This window comes from Niveibacterium umoris, from assembly GCF_014197015.1.
Lineage (GTDB): Bacteria > Pseudomonadota > Gammaproteobacteria > Burkholderiales > Rhodocyclaceae > Niveibacterium > Niveibacterium umoris.
The window spans coordinates 2,235,258-2,255,910 of record NZ_JACIET010000001.1 but is presented as its reverse complement, the minus strand read 5'-3'; the positions used below and the strand labels follow the sequence as shown (position 1 = coordinate 2,255,910).

At 65.5% G+C, this 20,653-nt stretch carries 23 protein-coding genes; 18 read left to right on the top strand and 5 right to left on the bottom strand.

Annotated features, from left to right (window positions below):
- Positions 1-60 precede the first annotated feature (60 nt).
- From purB to GGR36_RS10165, 5 genes are all read left to right on the top strand, one after another.
- Positions 61-1,428 (top strand): adenylosuccinate lyase, encoded by a 1,368-nt coding sequence (gene purB, locus GGR36_RS10185; protein ID WP_183634479.1) that lies wholly within the window; start codon positions 61-63, stop codon positions 1,426-1,428.
- A gap of 76 nt (positions 1,429-1,504) precedes the next feature.
- Complete coding sequence (locus GGR36_RS10180; protein WP_183634973.1) at positions 1,505-1,825, top strand: DUF2322 family protein; 321 nt, start codon at positions 1,505-1,507, stop codon at positions 1,823-1,825.
- 40 nt (positions 1,826-1,865) lie between these two features.
- Positions 1,866-2,234 carry a DUF2237 family protein gene (locus tag GGR36_RS10175; RefSeq protein WP_183634478.1) on the top strand — a complete coding sequence of 123 codons (369 nt, stop codon included), beginning with the start codon at positions 1,866-1,868 and terminating at the stop codon, positions 2,232-2,234.
- Between the two features lie 277 nt (positions 2,235-2,511).
- Complete coding sequence (locus GGR36_RS10170; RefSeq protein WP_183634477.1) at positions 2,512-3,444, top strand: DMT family transporter; 933 nt, start codon at positions 2,512-2,514, stop codon at positions 3,442-3,444.
- 73 nt (positions 3,445-3,517) lie between these two features.
- Complete coding sequence (locus GGR36_RS10165; protein ID WP_183634476.1) at positions 3,518-4,141, top strand: excisionase family DNA-binding protein; 624 nt, start codon at positions 3,518-3,520, stop codon at positions 4,139-4,141.
- A 70-nt stretch (positions 4,142-4,211) separates the two neighbouring features.
- Here the strand turns inward: GGR36_RS10165 and rfaE2 are convergent, their stop codons facing one another.
- From rfaE2 to GGR36_RS10145, 4 genes are all read right to left on the bottom strand, one after another.
- On the bottom strand, positions 4,212-4,709 hold the full coding sequence (rfaE2, locus tag GGR36_RS10160; RefSeq protein WP_183634475.1) for a D-glycero-beta-D-manno-heptose 1-phosphate adenylyltransferase: 498 nt from the start codon (positions 4,707-4,709) through the stop codon (positions 4,212-4,214).
- A 64-nt stretch (positions 4,710-4,773) separates the two neighbouring features.
- Positions 4,774-7,143, bottom strand: a complete 2,370-nt coding sequence (locus GGR36_RS10155) for an ABC transporter substrate binding protein (protein WP_183634474.1) — start codon at positions 7,141-7,143, stop codon at positions 4,774-4,776.
- Between the two features lie 87 nt (positions 7,144-7,230).
- A complete protein-coding gene (locus GGR36_RS10150) occupies positions 7,231-8,064 on the bottom strand; it encodes a ferritin family protein (RefSeq protein ID WP_183634473.1) in 834 nt (277 codons plus the stop codon).
- Positions 8,065-8,180: 116 nt separating this feature from the next.
- Positions 8,181-9,092 carry a MerR family transcriptional regulator gene (locus GGR36_RS10145; protein WP_183634472.1) on the bottom strand — a complete coding sequence of 304 codons (912 nt, stop codon included), beginning with the start codon at positions 9,090-9,092 and terminating at the stop codon, positions 8,181-8,183.
- Between the two features lie 95 nt (positions 9,093-9,187).
- Between GGR36_RS10145 and GGR36_RS10140 the strand changes: the two genes are divergently transcribed.
- From GGR36_RS10140 to hypE, 13 genes are all read left to right on the top strand, one after another.
- Positions 9,188-9,403 (top strand): hypothetical protein, encoded by a 216-nt coding sequence (locus GGR36_RS10140; protein WP_183634471.1) that lies wholly within the window; start codon positions 9,188-9,190, stop codon positions 9,401-9,403.
- Positions 9,404-9,413: 10 nt separating this feature from the next.
- Positions 9,414-9,995 carry a glutathione peroxidase gene (locus tag GGR36_RS10135; protein WP_244971042.1) on the top strand — a complete coding sequence of 194 codons (582 nt, stop codon included), beginning with the start codon at positions 9,414-9,416 and terminating at the stop codon, positions 9,993-9,995.
- Between the two features lie 29 nt (positions 9,996-10,024).
- The gene (locus GGR36_RS10130) at positions 10,025-11,362 is read left to right on the top strand and encodes an NAD(P)/FAD-dependent oxidoreductase (RefSeq protein WP_183634469.1); all 1,338 of its coding nucleotides are present in this window, start codon (positions 10,025-10,027) and stop codon (positions 11,360-11,362) included.
- Positions 11,359-12,132, top strand: coding sequence for a DUF1365 domain-containing protein (locus tag GGR36_RS10125; RefSeq protein ID WP_242533060.1), 774 nt, complete (start codon positions 11,359-11,361; stop codon positions 12,130-12,132). Before GGR36_RS10130 ends, GGR36_RS10125 begins: the two co-directional genes overlap by 4 nt.
- Complete coding sequence (locus GGR36_RS10120) at positions 12,129-13,343, top strand: SAM-dependent methyltransferase (RefSeq protein ID WP_183634468.1); 1,215 nt, start codon at positions 12,129-12,131, stop codon at positions 13,341-13,343. The genes GGR36_RS10125 and GGR36_RS10120 overlap by 4 nt, the downstream gene beginning before the upstream one ends.
- 3 nt (positions 13,344-13,346) lie before the next feature.
- A complete protein-coding gene (locus tag GGR36_RS10115; RefSeq protein WP_183634467.1) occupies positions 13,347-13,886 on the top strand; it encodes a chalcone isomerase family protein in 540 nt (179 codons plus the stop codon).
- 25 nt (positions 13,887-13,911) lie between these two features.
- On the top strand, positions 13,912-15,180 hold the full coding sequence (locus GGR36_RS10110) for an MFS transporter (RefSeq protein WP_183634466.1): 1,269 nt from the start codon (positions 13,912-13,914) through the stop codon (positions 15,178-15,180).
- Positions 15,180-15,704 carry a DUF3833 domain-containing protein gene (locus GGR36_RS10105; RefSeq protein ID WP_183634465.1) on the top strand — a complete coding sequence of 175 codons (525 nt, stop codon included), beginning with the start codon at positions 15,180-15,182 and terminating at the stop codon, positions 15,702-15,704. Before GGR36_RS10110 ends, GGR36_RS10105 begins: the two co-directional genes overlap by 1 nt.
- Positions 15,701-16,486: an SDR family NAD(P)-dependent oxidoreductase gene (locus GGR36_RS10100; RefSeq protein ID WP_244971041.1), complete on the top strand. Its 786-nt coding sequence runs from the start codon at positions 15,701-15,703 to the stop codon at positions 16,484-16,486. Before GGR36_RS10105 ends, GGR36_RS10100 begins: the two co-directional genes overlap by 4 nt.
- Positions 16,483-16,926 carry a nuclear transport factor 2 family protein gene (locus tag GGR36_RS10095; RefSeq protein ID WP_183634464.1) on the top strand — a complete coding sequence of 148 codons (444 nt, stop codon included), beginning with the start codon at positions 16,483-16,485 and terminating at the stop codon, positions 16,924-16,926. The genes GGR36_RS10100 and GGR36_RS10095 overlap by 4 nt, the downstream gene beginning before the upstream one ends.
- Before the next feature lie 150 nt (positions 16,927-17,076).
- Complete coding sequence (locus tag GGR36_RS10090; RefSeq protein ID WP_183634463.1) at positions 17,077-17,331, top strand: HypC/HybG/HupF family hydrogenase formation chaperone; 255 nt, start codon at positions 17,077-17,079, stop codon at positions 17,329-17,331.
- Between the two features lie 11 nt (positions 17,332-17,342).
- Entirely contained in the window at positions 17,343-18,482 is a 1,140-nt protein-coding gene (hypD, locus tag GGR36_RS10085) for a hydrogenase formation protein HypD (protein WP_183634462.1), read from the top strand.
- Complete coding sequence (gene hypE / locus GGR36_RS10080; protein WP_183634461.1) at positions 18,479-19,522, top strand: hydrogenase expression/formation protein HypE; 1,044 nt, start codon at positions 18,479-18,481, stop codon at positions 19,520-19,522. The genes hypD and hypE overlap by 4 nt, the downstream gene beginning before the upstream one ends.
- 64 nt (positions 19,523-19,586) lie before the next feature.
- Here hypE and GGR36_RS10075 read toward each other — a convergent pair whose 3' ends face one another.
- On the bottom strand, positions 19,587-20,363 hold the full coding sequence (locus tag GGR36_RS10075) for a formate/nitrite transporter family protein (RefSeq protein ID WP_183634460.1): 777 nt from the start codon (positions 20,361-20,363) through the stop codon (positions 19,587-19,589).
- Positions 20,364-20,653: the final 290 nt, after the last annotated feature.

The following is a 20,653-nucleotide window of genomic DNA, read 5'->3' as shown; positions in this document are numbered from 1 at the left end:
TCTGGGCGTGTGCGCTGATTCGTTATAATTCAAGGCTTTGCTTCCTCCGGGCCGACCACCATGACCACCACTCCGCTCACCGCGCTCTCTCCGCTCGACGGCCGCTACGCCGGCAAGGTCGACGGGCTGCGCCCGCACTTCTCCGAATTCGGGCTGATCCGTAACCGCGTGCGGGTGGAGATCGAGTGGCTCAAGGCGCTGGCCGCCGAGCCGCACATCGCCGAAGCCGCCGCCTTCTCGCCGGCCACCATCGCCGAGCTCGACGCCGTGATCGCCAACTTCTCGGTGGCCGATGCCGAAGCCGTGAAGGAGATCGAGGCGACGACGAACCACGACGTCAAGGCGATGGAGTACTGGCTGAAGAAGCGCTTCGCCGACAACGCCGAGGTCATGAAGGTCACCGAGTTCATCCACTTCGGCTGCACCTCGGAAGACATCAACAACGTCTCGCACGCGCTGATGCTGGCCGAAGCCCGCGAGGCGGTGCTGCTGCCGGCCTTCGACAAGGTCGTGGACCGCTTCGTCGCGCTGGCGCACCAGCACGCCGAGCTGCCGATGCTTTCGCGCACGCACGGCCAGACCGCCAGCCCGACCACGCTGGGCAAGGAGATGGCCAACATCGCCTACCGCCTGCGTCGCGCGCGCAAGGCCTTCGCAGCGGTGGAGATGACCGCCAAGTTCAACGGCGCGGTCGGCAACTACAACGCCCACCTCTCCGCCTATCCGGACTTCGACTGGGCCGCCTTCAACCAGCGTTTCATCGAGTCGCTGGGCCTGGTGTTCAACCCCTACACCATCCAGATCGAGCCGCATGACTCGATGGCCGAGCTCTTCGACGCCATCGGCCGCGGCAACACCATGCTGATCGACGCCTGCCGCGACATCTGGATGTACATCTCGCTCGGCTACTTCAAGCAGAAGCTCAAGGCCGGGGAAGTGGGCAGTTCGACCATGCCGCACAAGGTCAACCCGATCGACTTCGAGAACGCCGAGGGCAACTTCGGCGTCGCCAACGCGGTGCTGCGCCACTTCAGCGAGAAGCTGCCGATCTCGCGCATGCAGCGCGACCTGACCGACTCGACCGTGCTCCGCAACATGGGCATCGGCATCGGCCACACCGTACTGGGCCTCGAATCCTGCCTGCGCGGGCTGAACAAGCTCGAAGCCGACCCGGCCAAGCTCGCCGCCGATCTGGACGCCGCCTGGGAAGTGCTGGCCGAGCCGATCCAGACCGTGATGCGCCGCTACGCCGTGCCGAACCCGTACGAGCAACTCAAGGCGCTGACCCGCGGCACCGGCATCACCAAGGCGGCGCTGCAGGATTTCGTCAAGACACTGGCGATTCCCGAGGCCGACAAGCAGCGCCTGCTCGACATGACGCCGGGCAGCTACATCGGTGAAGCGGCTGCGCTGGCCAAGAAGATCTGAGGTTTCTTTGATTCTGACCACGCCCCGGCGCCGCGCGCTGCGGCGTGGTTTTTCATTTCCGCACCAGGATTTCGATATGAGTTTTGCCGACACCCTCAAGCAACTTCCCAAGGTTTCCCACCTCGAAGCCATTCAGCTGATCGACGCGGAAGGCGCCGTCGTTGCGACGATCGAAAACAAGCCGGGCCAGGCCGGTTCGTTGGCGGTGTACAACCACCTTGCGCAATTGCACGGCTCGATCAATATCGAAGCAGCGAAGAAGGGCGTCGAGCTCTACGCTGAACATACGGAAGATGCGCGCGCGAATCCGGGCAAGCATCCGAATATCGATCGGCTGATCGCGATCGCCGAAAGCGGTGTTGCGACGCTGCGGGTCAAGCACATATTCGCGATCTGAGTGAAACGCGACGGCGGCGGCCGCTGAACAGGAGGCATTGGTGACGATCGAACGCAACGTGTTGGGCGGGCCGCTGCAGGCCTGCAGTTACGACCCGCTGACCGGGTTCTTTCGCACGGGGTGCTGCGAGACGGGGCCTGATGATCTGGGGCGTCACGTGGTCTGCGCACGGGTGACGGCGGAATTCCTCGCGTTTTCCGCCGAACGCGGCAATAACTTGTCGCAGCCACGGCCGGAAATGCGTTTCAGCGGCTTGAAGCCGGGTGATCGCTGGTGCCTTTGCGCGCTGCGCTGGAAAGAGGCGCTGGACGCTGGCGTGGCGCCGCCGGTGGTGCTGGAGGCGACCCATGAATCGGTCTTGCGTTATGTGTCTTTGCAGGATCTGACGCGGCACGCTGTCTCGGCCTGAGTACGATGCACCTGCTTGGACAGCAATGCATTGCTGTGGTGCAGCAACGATTTTGCGCTGTTGAATCGGCTTGCGGGACAAGCTGCTAATTGCTCTCGCTCAATCCGCCATTTATTGCAAATATTTCAGGCTAACAACAACAATCAAGTGTAAGCGTCTTGATCGCAGCTAGAGTTAGCTCACAAGTTGCGGTCGGCGGGCAATAAATCCGTTCCGATCGAGTTGTCCGGCATCACCCCCGCCGGGCGGTTGATCTCCTCTACCCGAGGTTTACGGCATGCTCGCCACACCTGTTTCATCGTCCGCGCGCGGCGTCGCGTCGCTGCGCCCCCAACTACTGCTGATCTTCGCTGCACTTTGCTGGGCCGGCAATTTCGTGCTAGCACGGGGCGTCAGCGCCCAGATTCCTCCGGTATCGCTGGCCGTTGGCCGCTGGACGGTCGCCGCGGTGCTGCTCGCGCCGCTGGTTCTGCCGCGCATGGCGGAATCCCTTGCGCCGATGCTGGCGATGCGTGGGCGGCTGCTGGGGCTGGCCTTGCTGGGCATCGCAACGTCCAACACCTTTGTTTACATCGGCTTGCAGACCACCGCTGCGACACATGGCGTGCTGCTCAACGCGCTGATGCCGATCATGGTCGCCCTGCTGGCCGCGATCATCTGGCGCAAGCCATTGAAGGCGGGCGTCTGGGCCGGTATGGGCGTTTCGGTGGTGGGCGTGATGCTCATTGTCACGCACGGGCAACCGGCGCAATTTGCGACGATGGACGCGAGTCTTGGCGACCTCTGGGTGATCGCGGGCATGCTGTGCTGGGCGGGCTACACGATCCTGCTGCGAAATGTGGCCCCGCAGGTCGACAAACTTGCGCTGCTTTGGGTGACGATCGTCATCGGATTGCTGATGCTGACGCCGGCCTGGCTCGCCGAGCTTGCGCTGCGAGGCCTGCCGAGGCCCGATGGTCGGGCGCTTGCTGGCGTCCTCTACCTCGGCGTGTTTCCGTCGGTGCTGGCGCTGATCGCTTACATGCGCGCCGTGGCAGAGATCGGTGCGGCGCGGGCTGCGGCGTTTCTGCACCTGATTCCGGCCTTCGGCACCCTGATGGCGGTGGCCTTCCTGGGCGAGCGTCTCGCGCTTTATCACTACGTTGGGCTGGCGGCGATCCTCGGTGGGCTGGTCTGGACACAACAGGCTTCGCGGTATCGAAGTCTCTGAAACGCGACAGGGATCACGGCCGAAGGCCACAGACGCTGCGCGCTGTGGGCGATTTCGGTATCATTCCGAAGTCATGAGCGACATTCACGCACTTTCTTCGAAGCCGGAGCGCGAGTACTGCAGCACCAGTGAGGCTGCGCAGATGCTCGGCGTATCTTTGGGCACGGTCCAGCAGATGGTCGAAAACGGCCTGCTGGAGGCGTGGAAGACCGCGGGTGGGCATCGCCGGATCCGCATCGCGTCGGTCGAAGATTACCTGCGCAAACGCTCGTCTGGCGTGTCGGCGGCTCATCCGGTCGCGTTGCGCGTCGTGGTCGCGGAAGACGATCGCATCATGCAGCGGCTTTACATGCACACCTTCGAGACCTGGGGGCTGCCGCTCGAGTTCCGGCTGGTCGAATCCGGTTTCGACGGTCTGCTCGAAATCGGCCGTCAGCAACCGGATCTGTTGATTTCGGACCTGGTGATGCCGGGGCTGGACGGCTTTGCGATGATTTCGAAGCTGCGCTCCGATCCCAAGCTCGCCGAAATGGATATCGTCGTGGTCACCGGCTTGTCGCCCGAAGACATCGCCGAGCGCGGTGGCCTGCCAGACGACGTCACCGTGTATGGCAAGCCGGTGCCGTTCAAGGAACTCAAGGGCTACATCCAGGCCCGTCTGGCGCAGTTCCAGCGCCGCGGCCGCGTGGCGAACTGACGCCCGTTCCACCGATTCAGCAAAAAGGCCTGCTTACGCGGGCCTTTTTTGTTGTGCGGAGGTTTCGCGCTCAGGCGGGGCCGCGGATGCGTCCGAGCAGGGCGGTCGTCGAGCGCAGGTGTTCGAACGGAATCGAATGCACGGCGCCACCCCAGCCCAGCACTTCCTTTGCGCCGACGATGCGATCCGGCGTCCAGTCGCCGCCCTTGACCAGGATGTCCGGCTGGCAGGCGAGGATCGCTTTGATCGGCGTGTCTTCGTCGAACCAGGTCACAAGATCAACGCAATCGAGCGCTGCCATCACGGCCGCGCGGTCCTCAAGGCAGTTGATCGGGCGGTCGTCGCCCTTGCCGAGGCGCCGTACCGAGGCATCGGTATTCAGCGCGACAATCATCGCAGCGCCCAGCTCGCGCGCCTGCGCCAGGTAGGTCACATGGCCGCGGTGCAGGATGTCGAAACAACCGTTTGTGAACACCAACGGGCGTGGCAGTGTGGCGACGCGTGCGGCAAGGTGTTCGGGCGGGCAGATGCGCTGTTCGAAGCGTGGAGTCGGGTAGTTGCCTGACATAGGGGTGAGCTGGATGCTGGAGTCGCGAGTCTAGCCGGTAACGTCGCGCATGCGCGGCCTTGGGTCAGATCTGACGCACGTTCTTCACGCGATACATGGCCGAATCCGCGTGGCTGAGCAGGCTCTCGGTGTCGTCGCCGTCGCGCGGATAGCGCGCAACGCCGATGCTCGCGCCCAGGCGGAATCGCTGCTGCGCAACTTCCACCGGGTCGCGCAGTGCGGCCTCCAATCGATCCACCGCTTCCTCAGTCGTGTTGCCGACGTCGAGGCTTTCCAGAATGACGACGAACTCGTCGCCGCCAAAGCGTGCCACTGTGTCGCCCAGGCGCAGGCTCTGCTCCAGCCGGCGTGCCACCTGGCACAGCACTTCGTCGCCCACCGGGTGGCCCCAGCGGTCGTTGATGTCCTTGAAGCGGTCGAGGTCGACGAACAGCAGCGCCAGCTCGCGTCCGTCGCGCCGACACCGTGCGAGGGCGCCATTGAGGCGGTCCTGCAGCAGGGTGCGATTCGGCAGTCCGGTGAGGGGGTCGTGATGCGCCAGGATTTCAAGCTGCTGCTGCCGGTGTTTGAGCGGGGTGATATCGGCCAGCACGGCAATGTATTCGGCAATCTCGCCGCTTTCAGAGCGTACCGCGATGATTGTTGCCCATACCGGAATCGGCTCGCCGCTCTTGTGGCGCAGCCACAATTCGCCGACCCAGCGGCCGTCGGTGCGCAGCACTTCGCTCATCGCCTGCCGCGCTTCGGTGCTGGGCCGCTCCGCGTCGAGCACGCGAGGATGGTGGCCAAGCAGTTCTTCCTCGCTGTAGCCGGTGATTTCGGTCAATGCCGGGTTCACGGCCTTGATGCGCGGTTCAGCGTTGGCCACCAGGATGCCCTCGGCGGTATTGCGGAAGACGACGTCGGCTTGCTGCAGGCGCAGCGCGGCCTCGTAAGTGGCGCTGATGTCGTGGCAGATGCCGACGATGCCGATGCATTGGCCGCCACCGTTGAGGATCGGGCTCTTGAGCGTATCCACGCGGACCCGGTGGCCGTCGGGATAGACGGTCCATTCCTCGTTGCGGTGTGGCTCGCCCGAGTTCATGACAATGCGGTCGTGCTCGCGATAGCCGTCGGCCAGCGCGCGCGCCCAGAAGTCATGGTCGGTGCGTCCGATCAGTTGTATCTCCGGTACGCCGCTCAGTCGCTCGAAAGCCGGATTGCACACCAGGAATCGGCCCTCATGATCCTTGGCGAACACCGGATCCGCGATGGAATCGAGCAGTGTGCGCAGCAGGGCCCGTTCCTGACGGGTCCGTGACAGCGCGCGATGGCGGGCCGATGCGCGCCACATCAGATAAAGCGCCAGCAGGCTGAGCCCCGCCAGCAGTGTCGCCGCGGCGGCGCTGGCCGCCGGGTGGGCGCGCCAGATCGGCACCGGCCGGTTGATGATCAAGGTTTCAGGCGGGAGGACCCCGGCGTTCAGGCCCCAGCGTGCCAGCACCAGTTGATCGAAGATCGGGCGATTCGGACTCAACTCGCGTACCGGGATCTGTTGTGGTGGCTCGCCGCGCAGGATGCGCATTGCCATATCGGCGGCAACGACCCCGTGCTCGCGGTGGCTCATCACATAACCGCCCAGCAGGCCCCGCCCGATGCCGTGTTCCCACAGGTGGAAAACGGGGGCGCTGGCGTGCTTGACGATCCAGTCGACCCCTTCTTCGAAGCTGCGTGGCCTGCCTTGCACATCCTTGTATGCGGCCAGCAGCAGTGCCGCTTCGTCCGGCTTGAGTTGTTGCAGCCGGCTCGCCAGTGCGTCCCAGGAAAGCCGGGTGAGGTCGGCCACTTCGACCTCGACGTCCGGGAAGCCGAATCGTTGTTTGGCACGCAGCGTGGCCAGATCGCCTTGCCCGCCGGCGCTGCCATCCACGATCACCACCATCCTGCGCAGGCCTGGCAGCAGGCGGCGGGCGAGCGCGAAGGTCTCGGGAATCGAGACATGCTCGACGATGCCGGTTTCGCGTGGCGAACCGCGCTGCGCCAGGGCTCTCGGCACGTTGTTCACGCCGAGGAAAACCACCGGCGCGGCGCCGAAGAGCTCCGCCCCGTGGTCGGTCGCCAGATCGAAGGCCGCGTCATCGGCGGCGATCACCAGGTCGTAGCGGGCCTTGCGTGCGAGCTTGTAGGCGAGCCATTCGCGATAGCGTGCAAGGCTCTCGGCGTCGTTGAGGTGGCGCGCATCCATGAACTCTTCATCGACCTGGATGCCGGCAGGGCCGAGCACGCCGCAGACCCCGTCATGGATCTTCGGGCTGGTGGGAAAGCCGGGGTGGTAGGAATAGAGCAGCAGGACCCTGCGGCCGTGCAGGTCGGCCGCGGGCTGGGCCAGGCACATCGCGGGCAGCGCGAGCCAGCACCAGAGCACCAACGTGACGCGAAGCGCGAAGCATCGCATGACGACTCTCCCAAGTGCGCCGGCTGGCGCACCTCCATCCTTCAATATCGGATGGTGCGGGAGAATCTGAAGGTCGGGACGCGCTGCTCAGGCCGCCGCGGCGCCGAGCGATTTGCGGAAGCGGTTCAGGTCCTGTGCCGTCTCGAAGGCCTGCCCGAACAGGCTTGAAAGGTTGCGCAGGATGCCGCCGATCACGCGCGCTTCCTGTTCGCGGCCGAACTGGATCTGCTCGGAGAGCCAGCGCTCGAGCCATTCCGGGTCCGGCAAGCGGCTCTGGATCGTGTCGCGCGGGAAGAGACCCTGATTCACATGCAGGTTGGTCGGATGCAGCGGTTTACCGCTGCGCGCCGAGCTGGCCATGAGTACGCCGATCTTGGCAAAAGCGGCGCGGGCAGCATCTCCGGCACGGTCAATCGCCTGCTTCATGTACTTCAGGTAGGCGCCGCCGTGCCGTGCCTCATCGCGCGACAGCAGGTCGTAGATCTTCTTGATCACCGGCTCGGTATGCCATTCCGATGCGCGGCGGTACCACTGCGTCAGCCTCAGCTCACCACAGAAGTGCAGCATCAGGGTTTCGAGCGGCGGCGCCGGGTCGAATTCGAACCGCACCGCGTGCAGCTCGGCTTCGCTGGGCGCGAGTTCCGGCCGGAAGCGCCGCAGGTATTCCATCAGCACCAGCGCGTGCTTCTGCTCCTCGTAAAACCAGATCGACATGAAGGCCGAAAAGTCGGAGTCCTCGCGGTTGTCGCGCAGGAACATCTCGGTCGCCGGCAGCGCCGACCACTCGGTGATCGCGTTCATCTTGACGGTGAGGGCTTGTTCCTCGCTGAGCAGCGACGGATCGAAGCTGGACCACGGCACGTCCGAATCCATGTTCCAGCGCGCGGACTCAAGCGATTTGTAGAGTTCTGGATAAAGCATGGGGGCCTCGCATGTTCTCTGTCCGGTAGGGATCTTTTCATTTTAGCGGCAGGCAGCTTGCAGTCAGATGAAGCTTTGCGGGCAGCGCTGTTGCCAATGCCGCGGTGCCTGCACGATCAGTTCGTGTGCTGCATGCGCCAGGCTTCGAGCGCCGCAAGCGTATCGCGGATGTCGGTGATGATGCGCACGCCGTCGATCGCGCACGGGCGATCGGCGAGGGCGCGGCCGCCAGCCCATATGCTCGTCTCGCCTGGCAGCCGGTGGCGCAATTCCGCAAGCCCGTCCTGCGCCTGGCGTGCCGGATAAGCCGCCGAGAACGAGAGCGCGACCACGTCGAAGCCCCCTGTACGCGCGGCGCTGTCGATGTCGGCGATCGGCATCTGGGTGCCCAGCGATACGCACGTCGCACCTTCGCTGACCAGCATTGCCTCGGCCATCAGCAGGCCGAGCACGTGCAGCTCATCGGGAAAGGTCGTCAGCAAGATGCGCGGGCTGCTGCCACCGCCGTGTGCGCTGATCGCGCTGCGCAGCAGGTTCTGCATCAGTTCGGTGTACAGATGCTCTTCCGGCACATCGATCTCGCCCCGCAGCCAGGCGCTGCCCACCCGCTGATTCATGGGGGCTACGGTGTCGGTGACGAAGCCCTGCAGGCCCTGCTTGAGCAGGCTCTGTTGCAGGGCGCGGCGCAGTTCTTCGCTGCGGTGCAGACGCAGTTGCTCGATCAGGGTGTTGCAGCGCGACGCCGTCTGCGCACAGTCCGGCTCGGGCGCCGGTCGTGCTTCGAGAAGCTGTCCGAGTTCCTCGATGCTGGCGCCGATCAGCTTGCCCGGCCGCATGCCTTGATCGAGCAGGCGCTTCATCAGGCGGAGCTTGTCGACCTGCTCGGCGGGGTAGAGACGCTCGTCGTTCGCATCCCTTTCCGGTTGCGGAAAGCCGTATCGGCGTTCCCACATACGCAGGGTGTCCTTGGGAAGTCCTGTCTCGCGTTCGACGGCGGCGATCGCGAGTTTCTGCTGTGGCTTCGACATTGCTGTTTTGTCCTGGACAAACGCTTGACGGACGGAATTCATGTGTCTATCGTACGAACACATGGATGTTTTGTCCAGGACAAAAGGAGTTCCAGATGAAGCCCACACAAGCTATCACGATGCCTCGCAAAGCCTGGCTGCTGTTGCTGCCGCTGCTGGCGGGACTGGTCTGGAGCCTCGCGCATGCAGCGCCCGCTGAATGTGAAGAGACGGTGGGGATGGCGCACGACCAGATCCTGCTTGTCCTGCACAACAATGGCTCGGAGGCGCCGACGCCTCGCCTGCCAGCCGTGACGCCCGCTGCGCGTTGAGCTGCCTGCAATGCCAATGTGCAAAGTCTCGATTCGCGCTGCCTTGCTGCGCACCGGCCTGATCGCCTTTCTGGCGGCCGGGCCGGTGGCCGCGTTCGCAGCGTCGGCGTGCCCCGCGCTGCTTGATCACAGCTTCAAGCGGCTTGCCGGTGGTGATTCGCTGTCGCTGTGCGAGTTCTCGGGCAAGGTCGTGCTCGCCGTGAACACCGCCAGTTTCTGTGGCAATACGCCGCAGTACGAGGGGCTTGAGCGGCTTTACGGCAAGTATGCGGCACGCGGCCTGGTGGTGGTGGGCTTCCCGTCCAACGACTTCGGCCAGCAGGAGCCCGGCAGCGAAAAGGAAATCGCCGAGTTCTGCAAGATGACCTACGGCGTCAAGTTCCCGATGGTGTCGAATACGGTGGTGTCGGGCAGTGGCGCGCATCCCTTCTTCAAGCAATTGGCCAAGGCGAGCGGGGCGGTGCCGAAGTGGAACTTCCACAAGTACCTGATTGATCGCAGCGGAACGCAGGTAGTGAGTTTCGAGAACAACATCGCGCCGGAAGACCCCGCGGTCATCGCGCGCATCGAGGCCATGCTCCGCGCCCGTTGAGGCGCCGGCTGAGACGGGGGAACGACAGGATGAAGATGGGTGAGTTCAACGCGCGCGCTCTGGCGCAAGGAAAGCGCCAGCGAATCGCGGTCATCGGCTCCGGCATTGCCGGTCTCGGCGCGGCCTGGCTGTTGCGCGATCAGCACGATGTGGTGGTGTTCGAGGCGGCGTCGCGACTGGGCGGGCATACGAATACCGTCGATGTGACGATCGACGGGGTCACCCATGGCGTGGATACCGGCTTCCTGGTGTTCAACCGCCGCACCTACCCCAATCTATGTGCGTTGTTCGCGACCCTCGAGGTGCCGGTGGCAAGCAGCGACATGAGTTTCGCGGTCAGCCTCAGTGAGCCCGATATCGAATGGGCCGGCAGCTCACTCGCCACGGTCTTCGCACAGAAGCGCAATCTTGCACGTCCGGCCTTCTGGCGGATGCTGCAGGACATCGTGCGCTTTAACCGTGAAACCACCCGTGAAGCGCGCGAGCACCTGCTGCCGGCGATCTCGCTGGGTGACTATCTGGAGCGCAACCGATACGGAAGCGAGTTTCGCGACTGGTATCTGCTGCCGATGGCGGCGGCGATCTGGTCGTGCCCGGCGCGCACCATGCTCGACTATCCAGTCGCCACTTTCCTGCGCTTCTGCCACAACCACGGGCTGTTGCAGGTGGCCGACCGGCCGCAGTGGATGACCGTGCAGGGGGGCGCCCGTGAATATGTGCGGCGCATCGCCGCCGTCCTGCCCGATATCCGCACCGGCTGCCCGGTTGCGGGCGTGCGGCGCGACGCCGGGCAGGTGGAGTTGCTGACCGCCCGCGGCGTCGAGTGTTTCGATCAGGTGATCTTCGCCTGCCATTCCGATCAGGCGCTGGCGATTCTCGGCGCGGCGGCGACGCAACACGAGCGCGCGATTCTCGGCGCGATCCGCTACCAGCCCAACCGCGCGCTGCTGCACACCGATGCGGCGCTGCTGCCGCGCCGCAAGTCGACCTGGAGCGCATGGAACTACGCGGCAAGCCCCGGTAGCGCCGCGAACCGGTCGGTGGCGGTGTCCTACCTGATCAATCGCCTGCAGCCCCTGCCGTGGAAGACGCCGGTGGTGGTGTCGCTGAACCCCTTCCATGAGCCGGCCCCGGAACGGCTGATCGCCGAAATCGACTACGCGCATCCGGTCTTCGACGCCGCAGCGGTGGCGGCGCAAGCACATCTGCCGGGTCTGCAGGGGCGCAACCACACCTGGTTCTGCGGTGCCTGGACCGCCTATGGCTTCCATGAAGACGGGCTCAAGTCGGCGGTGGACGTCTGCGGCATGCTCGGTGCCGTGGCCCCCTGGCTCGCCGCGCCGGTGGACTTCGAGGTGGCGGCTTGAGTCTCGAACTCGAACCCTCGCTGTGCGTCGGCGGCGTGATGCATGCCCGGCACTGGCCGGTCGCGCATCGCTTTGCCTACCGGCTCGCCTGGGTGCGCCTGCCGCTGTCGCGCCTCGGTCAGATCGGCAACGCCCTGTTCGGCGTCGAACGCATGCGCTTGTTTTCCTTCCACAACCGCGACCATGGCGCGCGCGACGGCAGCGCCTTGCTGCCGTGGATACGCGCGCTGCTGGCGCGCCACGGGCTGGCCGAGGCCTGCGACGGCGAGGTGGTGCTGCAGACCTTCCCGCGCTTGCTCGGATTTGTCTTCAACCCGGTCAGTTTCTGGTTCTGCCATGACCGGCGCGGTGCGCTGCGCGCGGTGCTGTGCGAGGTGAACAACACCTTCGGCGAGCGGCACAGCTATCTGGTTGCACATCCCGACCAGCGCCCGATCCGCAGTGAAGACCGCTTTCGTTCGAGCAAGGTGTTCCACGTCTCGCCCTTCTTCCCGGTGCGCGGCGAGTACGAGTTCAACTTCGTCGAGCGTGCGGGCGTCTGCAGTGTGTCGATCGATCTCTTCGATGCGGGTCATCACCAGATCTCGACGCGAATTTCCGGCCGCATGCAGCCACTCGCCGCAGGCGGGCTGGCGCGCGTCGCAGCCCGCTTCCCGCTGATGACGCTCGGCGTCGTCGCGCGGATTCACTGGCAAGCCCTGAAGCTGCTGCTCAAGGGTGTCCGCTTCCACCGCAAACCCCTGCCCCCTCTGGAGGAAACCACGTCATGAGTGCCATCGAAAACACGCTGGCGGGTCGTATCGATCTTCTGCCGGGCGCAGCGAATGCCGTACTGCGCATGCTGGGCGCGCTGCGCGGGGGCAGCCTTGAACTCTCGTTGCCCAATGGCGAGCGCGTGCGCGTCGGGCAGGGGCACCATGTGGCTTCGCTGGCCGTCGCCGAATGGTCAGTGTTCGAGACGCTGATCGCGAAGGGATCGATCGGCTTCGCGGAAGACTACGTCAATGGCCTGTGGCGCACCGACAACCTGGCGGGGCTCTTGACCTTGTCGGCACAGAACCGCGATGCGATGAGCCGTGCGATCCACGGCAACGCGCTGCGCCTGATCGGCTACAAGCTCTGGCACAGCCTGCGGGCCAACACCCGCAAAGGCGCGCGGCGCAACATCGAGGCCCATTACGACCTGGGCAATGATTTCTACCGGCTGTGGCTGGACGAGACCATGACCTACTCGAGTGCGCTCTTCGCGGCGCCCGACCAGGATCTGGCCGACGCGCAGCGCGCCAAGTACCGCCGCATCCTCGCGCAACTCGACGCGCAGCCGGGGCAGCGCATTCTCGAAGTCGGCTGTGGCTGGGGCGGTTTTGCCGAAGTCGCGACGCTCGAATTTGGCTGCGAAGTCCTCGGGCTCACGCTCTCGCCCGCGCAGCTCGAATACGCGCGACAGCGCGCCGAGCAGGGCGGATTCGCCAAACATGCGTCCTTCGAACTGTGCGACTACCGCGATGTGCGCGGCACCTACGATCACATTGTTTCGATCGAGATGTACGAGGCGGTGGGCGAGCGCTTCTGGCCCTCTTACTTCCAGCAACTGCAAGCGCGACTGGCACCGGGCGGGCGCGCGGTGATCCAGGCGATCACCATCGAGGATGCGCTGTTCGGCTTCTACCGCAAGAATCCGGACTTCATCCAGCGCTACATCTTCCCCGGCGGCATGCTGGCGTCGCCCGAACGTATCCGCAAGCTGTCGGGAAAGGCCGGCCTCAAGGTGGTCGACGATCTTGCCTTCGGGCTCGACTACGCGCGCACGCTCGCAATCTGGCATCAGCGCTTTGACCAGGTGCGCGAGCGCGTCATGGCACTCGGCTTCGACGAGCGCTTCCTGCGCCTGTGGCAGTTCTACCTGGCGTACTGTGAAGCGGGCTTCCGTGCCGGGTCGACCGACGTCTATCACTACACCTTCGCCCATGAAGGCGTGTGAGTCATGTGGCGCCACCTTGTCGCCTGCCTGCTGATCTCGCTCACCGCTGCGGCGGCGCCGGCGGCCGAGACGGCTGCGCCGCTTCCCGAGGCGGTGCGCCGCCTTGCTGGCGACTGGCGCCCGCTCGGCGGTGGCGAGATGACCTGGTTTGGCCTGCGGCTCTACGACGCGCAACTGTGGTCCGCGGCGAACGGGTTCGCCCCTGACACGCCCTTCGCGCTGGCGCTCACCTATGCGCGCGATTTCCCGGCTGAAAGGCTGGTCGATACCAGCGTCGATGAGATGCGCCGCCTTGGCACGCGTGACGAAGCCACGCTGGTTCGCTGGCGCGAGGAACTGACCCGCGTGTTCCCGGAAGTGCGCCGTGGCGACGTGATCGTTGGCGTGAGCCTGCCCGAGCGTGGCGCGCTGTTCTACCACCAGGGGCGGCTCACCGGCGAGGTGCGCGACCCGGCTTTCGCGCGCGCCTTCTTCGCGATCTGGCTCGATCCGCGCACCCGCGCACCGGCGCTGCGCGCGCGCCTGATCGGCGGGGCCTCGTGAGCGCGCCGGTGGCAGGGCGTCGACGATGACGCCGGCGCCCTTGCGCACCGGGCAGGTGCTCGCCTACGGTGCGCTGGCGGTGCCGTTGGCCTTTGCGGCCTTGCCGCTCTATGTTCATGTACCGAAGCTCTATGCCGGCACCCTCGGGTTGTCGCTTACGCTGGTCGGAGGGGTGTTGCTCGCCGCGCGCCTCGGCGACGCGGTCGCCGACCCGCTGATCGGTCTCTTCAGCGATCAGGGCCGGCAGCGCCGGCGACTGGTGGCGTGGGCGCTACCCTTGCTCGCCTGCGGCATCGCCGGGCTGCTGCTGCCGCCAGCCGGCGCCGGCGCCGTCTGGCTCGCCACGATGCTGATCATCGCCTATGCCGGCTATTCGCTCGCCAGCGTCAACTATGGCGCGTGGGGCGCCGAGGCGGGCGCCGACGCGGTGTCGCGGACTCGCCTGACGGCCGCGCGCGAAGGCTGTGCGTTGCTCGGTGTGGTGCTCGCCTCGGCGCTGCCCGACCTGCTTGCTCAGGAGCAGGCGCTCGGGCTGCAGCGGCTGGTGCTGGTCTTTCTGCCCTTGCTCGCCCTGTGCGGTTGGATCAGCGTGCGCCATGCGCCGCCGCCGCGGGTTGTGCATGCGCAGGGCACGGCGACCAGCGGCTGGCATCGGGTGACGGCGCCGCTGCGCGACCGCCCGGTCCGCGCGTTGTTTCTGGTGTTCGCCTGCAATGGCATCGCGGCGGCGATTCCCGCCACGATATTCCTGTTCTTCGTGGCGGACGTGTTGCAGCGTCCGGGGCTCTCCGGCCTCTTTCTCGCGGTGCATTTCGTCAGCGGTGCGCTGGCGCTGCCGGGCTGGCTTCGCCTCGCCCGCCGGCTGGGCAAGGCGCACGCCTGGCTGGTCTCGATGCTGGTGGCGATGCTCGGTTTCGGCTGGGCGGTGACGCTGGGCGAAGGTGATGTGGCGGCCTTCATGGTGGTCTGCATGCTGTCCGGGTTTGCGCTCGGTGCGGACATCACCTTTCCGGCGGCGATGCTTGCCGATGCACTGGCGCAGCCGCGCCGGGCGCCCGATGGCGGCATCTACTTCGGCTGGTGGAACCTGCTGAGCAAATTCAACCTCGCGCTTGCCGCGGGGCTGGCCCTGCCGCTGCTCGAAGCGCTGGGCTACCGGCCGGGTGTGCGCAGCGCGGAAGGGCTGGCGGCGCTCGCGATCGTGTATGCGCTGCTGCCTATCGTCCTGAAACTCGTCGCGGCGGCCGTCTTGTGGCGCGTGCGACGGCGACTCGAAGCTGAAGGAGGTATGTGATGAGACGCGTGCTGATCGGGGCTGCCACGGCGTGCCTGCTGGCCGGATGTGCCACTGTCGAGGTGGCCGACTACCGTAACGAGAAACCCGCGCTCGACCTCGCGCAGTACTTCGACGGCACCATCGATGCCTGGGGCATGTTCCAGGATCGCTCCGGCAAGGTGCTCAAACGCTTTCATGTGGTGATCGAGGCGAAGTGGCAGGGCGACGTCGGCACGCTCGACGAGCGCTTCGCGTATTCCGATGGCAGCACACAACGGCGCGTGTGGACCGTGACAAAGCACGCCGACGGCCGATACACTGGCCGAGCGGACGACGTGGTGGGCGAGGCAATCGGCGAAGCGCGCGGCAACGCGTTGCGCTGGCGCTATACGATGGCCCTGCCGGTGGACGGAACGGTCTACAACGTCGCGTTCGACGACTGGATGTTCCTGATGGATGACAAGACGATGCTGAACCGTTCGTGGATGACGAAGTTCGGCATCGAGCTCGGCCAGGTCACGCTGAGCTTCCGGAAGCGATGACGAGCTTTATGGCGTTGAATCAGCCGATTCGCGATTGGCGCGGCAAGCGCGTGTGGATCGTCGGTGCCTCGACGGGGATCGGCGCAGCCCTCGCAGAAGCGCTGTTCGCGAAGGGCGCGCATCTCGCCTTGTCCGCACGCCGCGCCGAACGCCTCAATGCTTTTGCGGCGCGCTTTCCCGGCAGCATTTCAATTCCGCTCGACGTCGCCGAGCCCAACAAGCTGCTGCCCGCGGTGCTGCAACTGCTCGACCTGTGGGGCGGTATCGATGTGGTCGTGTTCAATGCTGGCACCTACACGCCGATGCGGGCCTGGGATCTGACCGTCGAGGGCGCGCGCACGACCTTCGAGATCAACCTGATGGGCGTCATCAACGGCGTCGCGGCGGTGGCGCCGCAGTTGCTGCAGCAGGGCGAAGGCGCCATCGTCATTGTCGGCAGCGTGGCCGGTTATCGCGGTCTGCCCAAGGCGCTGGCCTACGGCGCATCGAAGGCGGCGGTGATCAACTTCGCCGAATCGTTGTACATGGATCTGGCGCCGCGCGGGGTCAGCGTGTTCCTGGTGAATCCGGGCTTCGTCCGCACGCCACTGACCGCCGGCAACAAGTTCCACATGCCGGCCCTGATTTCGGCGCCGGAAGCGGCACGCGAGATCCTCAAGGGGCTCGCACGGGGCCGGTTCGAGATCCACTTCCCGCGCCGCTTCACGCTGATGCTCAAGTTCATGCGCGTGCTGCCCGGTTCGCTTTACCTGCGCGCGGTGCGCCGCGCGACCGGCGCATGACGGACACAAGCGCGGCGCTCGACGGGCTGGTGGCGGCCTACGAAGCGCTCACGGTTGAATCCTGTGGCGCGCTGGCGTCGCTGTATGCGCCGGATGCCCGCTTCAAGGACCCCTTCAACGAGGTGCAGGGGCGGGCGGCGATCGAACGTATCTTCCGCCACATGTTCGAGCAGGTGGATGCGCCGCGCTTCGTCGTGACGGCGCGCTTTGCGGCCGTGGATTCGGCGATGCTGACCTGGGAGTTCCATCTGCGCTTTCGTGGCGAATCGCTGGCGCGGGTGATCCGCGGCGCGAGCCATCTGCGCTTCGATGCGCAGGGTCGGGTCAGCGAACATCGGGACTACTGGGACGCGGCGGAGGAGTTGTATGCCCATCTGCCCGTGCTGGGGGCGCTGATGCGGCTGTTGCGACGTCGCCTGGCCACACCGCAAGGCAGCTGACGCCCGCAGCTCTTCGCGCCCTTGCGCTACCGCAGATCGCTGCGATGCGCACGCAGTACAATCCGCCGCTCTTGCTGTCCAAACGACATGCGTTGCCGCGCAGCCCCGGCGCGGCCGCACCCCCGGCAAGAAGATCGAAGGATTCCCGACATGTGTCTCGCGATCCCCGCCCGCGTGGTGGAACTGCCCGGCGCTGACCGCGCCATCATCGAGCTCTCCGGCGTGCGCAAGGAAGTCTCCGTTGCGCTGGTCGACGACGTTGTCGTCGGCGATTACGTGATCGTTCATGTCGGCTATGCGATCGGGAAGCTCGATCAGGATGAAGCGGCGACGACGCTTTCGCTGTTCGCCGAAATGGCCGCCACCCACGACGGCGATCTGCCCCTGACGCCGCCCCTGGCCTGAGCGGAGCGCACATGAAATACATCGACGAATTCCGCGACGGCGAACTGGCGCGCGGTATTGCCGCCACGATAGCCGCCGAGGTACAGCCCGCACGTCGCTACCGCCTGATGGAGTTTTGCGGCGGCCACACCCACGCGATCTCGCGTTACGGCCTGCTCGATCTGCTGCCGCCGGCGGTGCGGATGATCCACGGCCCCGGCTGCCCGGTCTGCGTGCTGCCGATCGGGCGCATCGACAGCGCGATCGAACTGGCGCGTGAGCATGGCGTGATCCTGTGCACCTATGCCGACACCCTGCGCGTACCGGCGTCCGGCGGGCTCTCGCTGACCCGCGCCAAGGCGCAGGGCGCGGACATCCGCATGGTGTACTCGTGCGACGACGCCCTGCGCATCGCGCAGGAAAACCCGGCACGCGAGGTGGTGTTCTTCGCGATCGGTTTCGAGACCACCACACCGCCTACCGCCGCGATCATTCGCCAGGCGGCGGCGCTCGACGTGCCGAACTTCAGCGTGTTCTGCAACCATGTGCTGACGCCTGCCGCGATGGTGCACATCATGGAATCGGAAGGCGACCCGGATGCGGTGGCGCTGGATGGCTTCGTCGGCCCGGCGCATGTCAGCACGGTAATCGGCAGCCAGCCCTACGAGGCGTTTGCTGCCCACTACCACCGGCCGGTGGTGATCTCCGGCTTCGAACCGCTCGACGTGATGCAGTCGATCCTGATGCTGGTTCGGCAGATCAATGCCGGCCGCGCGGAAGTCGAGAACCAGTTCACCCGGGCCGTCAGTCGCGAAGGCAACCGCAAGGCGCAAGCGCTGGTGGCAGAGATCTTCGAGCTGCGCGAGGCCTTCGACTGGCGCGGCCTTGGCGAAGTGCCGCGCAGCGCGCTGCAGATCCGCCCCGCCTTTGCGCGATTCGACGCGGAGCGCCGCTATGGCATCGGCTATCGCCAGGTGGCCGACCCGAAGGCCTGCGAATGCGCGGCGATCCTGCGCGGCCACAAACATCCGGCCGACTGCAAGGTGTTCGGCACGGTGTGCACGCCGGATCACCCGATCGGCGCCTGCATGGTGTCGTCGGAGGGCGCCTGCGCCGCCTATTACACCTATGGTCGCTTCAACGTCGTCGTGAAAGAGGCGGGGGTCGCATGAGCCGCTACGCAAGACCCGTCGATTTCAAGCACGGCAAGGTCGATCTGACCCACGGCAGCGGCGGCCGCGCGATGGCGCAGCTAATCGACGAGCTCTTCGTGCGGCATTTCGACAACCCGATCCTCGATTCGATGAACGACGGCGCATGCTTCGCGCTGCCGGCCGGCGCCGGGCGGATGGTGATGGCGACCGACGGCCATGTCGTCTCGCCGCTGTTCTTCCCCGGTGGAGACATCGGGTGCCTGTCGGTGCACGGCACGGTGAATGACGTTGCGATGGCCGGCGGCCGGCCACTCTATCTCTCGGCGGGTTTCATCCTGGAAGAGGGGTTCCCGCTCGCCGACCTCAAGCGCATTGTCGTGTCGATGGCCGACGCGGCGCGCGAGGCCGGCGTACCCATCGTCACCGGCGACACCAAGGTGGTGGAGCAGGGCAAGGTCGATGGCGTATTCATCACCACCACCGGTGTCGGCGTCGTGCCGGACGGCATCGAGCTGGGGCCGGACCGCATCCGCCCCGGCGATTGCATCCTGCTCTCGGGCTGCATCGGCGACCATGGTGTGGCGATCCTGTCGAAGCGCGAGAACCTTTCCTTCGAGACCGAGATTCAGTCCGATACTGCTGCATTGCATACGCTCACCGCGGCGATGCTCGACGCGGTGCCGAGCATTCGCGCGCTGCGCGACCCGACGCGCGGCGGGCTCTCAGCGGTGCTCAACGAGTTCGCCGGGCAGTCGGGTTGCGGCATCGCGATCCGCGAGAAGGACATCCCGATCCGCGGCGAAGTGGCCGCGGCCTGCGAACTGCTCGGGCTCGATCCGCTGCATGTCGCCAATGAAGGCAAACTGGTCGCAGTCTGCCCGCCAGAGGATGCCGAGCGGCTGCTCGCGGTGATGCGGGCGCATCCGCTGGCCGCGGGGGCTGCGATCATCGGTACCGCGATCGTCGACCCGCAGCACTTCGTGCAGATGGAAACCGTGTTCGGCGGTCGGCGCATGGTCGACTGGCTGACCGGGGAGCAGTTACCGCGCATCTGCTGAGGCGTGATGGCGTGAAAAAAGGGAAGCCGTTGGCTTCCCTTTTTCTTTGGCTGCGCGGGTTCGATCAGCGCGGCGGGTTTTCTTCGCTCGGGTTGATGTAGGCGAAGGGGATGCCGACGAACAGCACACCGCCGACGATGTTGCCGAGCGTGCTGAAAACCAGGTTGAACAGCGCTTCGCTGATCGTGATCTGGCCGTTGCCGAGCAGCGACATCGAGAAGGTGCCCATGTTGGCGATCGAGTGCTCGAAGCCCAGGTACAGGAAGATGAACACGACGAGGATCAGCACCGCGATCTTCGCGATGTCTTCCTTGCAGCGCAGTGCCAGCCGCACCGCGAGGCAGACCACCCAGTTGGCAAGCACCCCCTTGAAGAAGATCGCTGCCGCACCCTGGTGCACCTTGTGTAGCGCGCCGGAGTAGAGCGCGTGATCGAGCGGCAAGGCCTCGAGGGCGCCGGCGCCGTACAGCAGACCGGCGACGATCAGCGCGCCGACGAAGTTGCCCAGGTAGCAGGCGCCCCACAGCAGCACGGTCTGGCCCCAGCTGGTGCGTCCCTCCACCGACGAAACCGCCAGGTACATGTTGTTGCTGGTGAACAGTTCGGCGTTGGTGAACACGATGATCGTCAAGCCAACACCAAAGAAGGCCGACGCGACAACCTTGCCGATGCTGACGTCATGAAGGTTGTGGCTCAGGTTCCAGAAAACGAACAGCACGATCGAGAGATACATGCCGGCCAACACCGAACGGGTCAGGTAGCGACCCGGGTCGGACTGCAACAGCGAAAGTTTGCGTACGCCGCTCTCTGCGGCTTTTTCTACATAGGTGCGATCAATCATGGGGGTACCTCGGTGCTTCTGCGAAAAGGGGGTATTCAAGCATGACCCGCGCCATGGTCTGTGCAGCGATTGCCTGTCGGAACTGACATTTCAGCGGCATCAAGCTTTGGTCGATGCGCCATTGCAATTGCGCGGAAAATCGCGTTGGCGCAAAGCGACGATATATTCCACCGGCAGGTGGCCAGGCCTTGATCCGCGCCAATAAACCGCTTCGATTAAACGGTTGTAATCGCCCACTTTAGACGGTCCGGTTGAAACGGAACAGCATTTGCGGCTCTGGCATGAACCTC

Coding starts and splice junctions, on each gene's coding strand:
- purB (WP_183634479.1), top strand. CDS start 61: ATGACCACCACTCCGCTCACCGCGCTCTCTCCGCTCGACGGCCGCTAC.
- GGR36_RS10180 (WP_183634973.1), top strand. CDS start 1,505: ATGAGTTTTGCCGACACCCTCAAGCAACTTCCCAAGGTTTCCCACCTC.
- GGR36_RS10170 (WP_183634477.1), top strand. CDS start 2,512: ATGCTCGCCACACCTGTTTCATCGTCCGCGCGCGGCGTCGCGTCGCTG.
- GGR36_RS10165 (WP_183634476.1), top strand. CDS start 3,518: ATGAGCGACATTCACGCACTTTCTTCGAAGCCGGAGCGCGAGTACTGC.
- rfaE2 (WP_183634475.1), bottom strand. CDS start 4,709: ATGTCAGGCAACTACCCGACTCCACGCTTCGAACAGCGCATCTGCCCG.
- GGR36_RS10155 (WP_183634474.1), bottom strand. CDS start 7,143: ATGCGATGCTTCGCGCTTCGCGTCACGTTGGTGCTCTGGTGCTGGCTC.
- GGR36_RS10150 (WP_183634473.1), bottom strand. CDS start 8,064: ATGCTTTATCCAGAACTCTACAAATCGCTTGAGTCCGCGCGCTGGAAC.
- GGR36_RS10145 (WP_183634472.1), bottom strand. CDS start 9,092: ATGTCGAAGCCACAGCAGAAACTCGCGATCGCCGCCGTCGAACGCGAG.
- GGR36_RS10140 (WP_183634471.1), top strand. CDS start 9,188: ATGAAGCCCACACAAGCTATCACGATGCCTCGCAAAGCCTGGCTGCTG.
- GGR36_RS10135 (WP_244971042.1), top strand. CDS start 9,414: ATGCCAATGTGCAAAGTCTCGATTCGCGCTGCCTTGCTGCGCACCGGC.
- GGR36_RS10130 (WP_183634469.1), top strand. CDS start 10,025: ATGAAGATGGGTGAGTTCAACGCGCGCGCTCTGGCGCAAGGAAAGCGC.
- GGR36_RS10120 (WP_183634468.1), top strand. CDS start 12,129: ATGAGTGCCATCGAAAACACGCTGGCGGGTCGTATCGATCTTCTGCCG.
- GGR36_RS10115 (WP_183634467.1), top strand. CDS start 13,347: ATGTGGCGCCACCTTGTCGCCTGCCTGCTGATCTCGCTCACCGCTGCG.
- GGR36_RS10110 (WP_183634466.1), top strand. CDS start 13,912: ATGACGCCGGCGCCCTTGCGCACCGGGCAGGTGCTCGCCTACGGTGCG.
- GGR36_RS10105 (WP_183634465.1), top strand. CDS start 15,180: ATGAGACGCGTGCTGATCGGGGCTGCCACGGCGTGCCTGCTGGCCGGA.
- GGR36_RS10100 (WP_244971041.1), top strand. CDS start 15,701: ATGACGAGCTTTATGGCGTTGAATCAGCCGATTCGCGATTGGCGCGGC.
- GGR36_RS10095 (WP_183634464.1), top strand. CDS start 16,483: ATGACGGACACAAGCGCGGCGCTCGACGGGCTGGTGGCGGCCTACGAA.
- GGR36_RS10090 (WP_183634463.1), top strand. CDS start 17,077: ATGTGTCTCGCGATCCCCGCCCGCGTGGTGGAACTGCCCGGCGCTGAC.
- hypD (WP_183634462.1), top strand. CDS start 17,343: ATGAAATACATCGACGAATTCCGCGACGGCGAACTGGCGCGCGGTATT.
- hypE (WP_183634461.1), top strand. CDS start 18,479: ATGAGCCGCTACGCAAGACCCGTCGATTTCAAGCACGGCAAGGTCGAT.
- GGR36_RS10075 (WP_183634460.1), bottom strand. CDS start 20,363: ATGATTGATCGCACCTATGTAGAAAAAGCCGCAGAGAGCGGCGTACGC.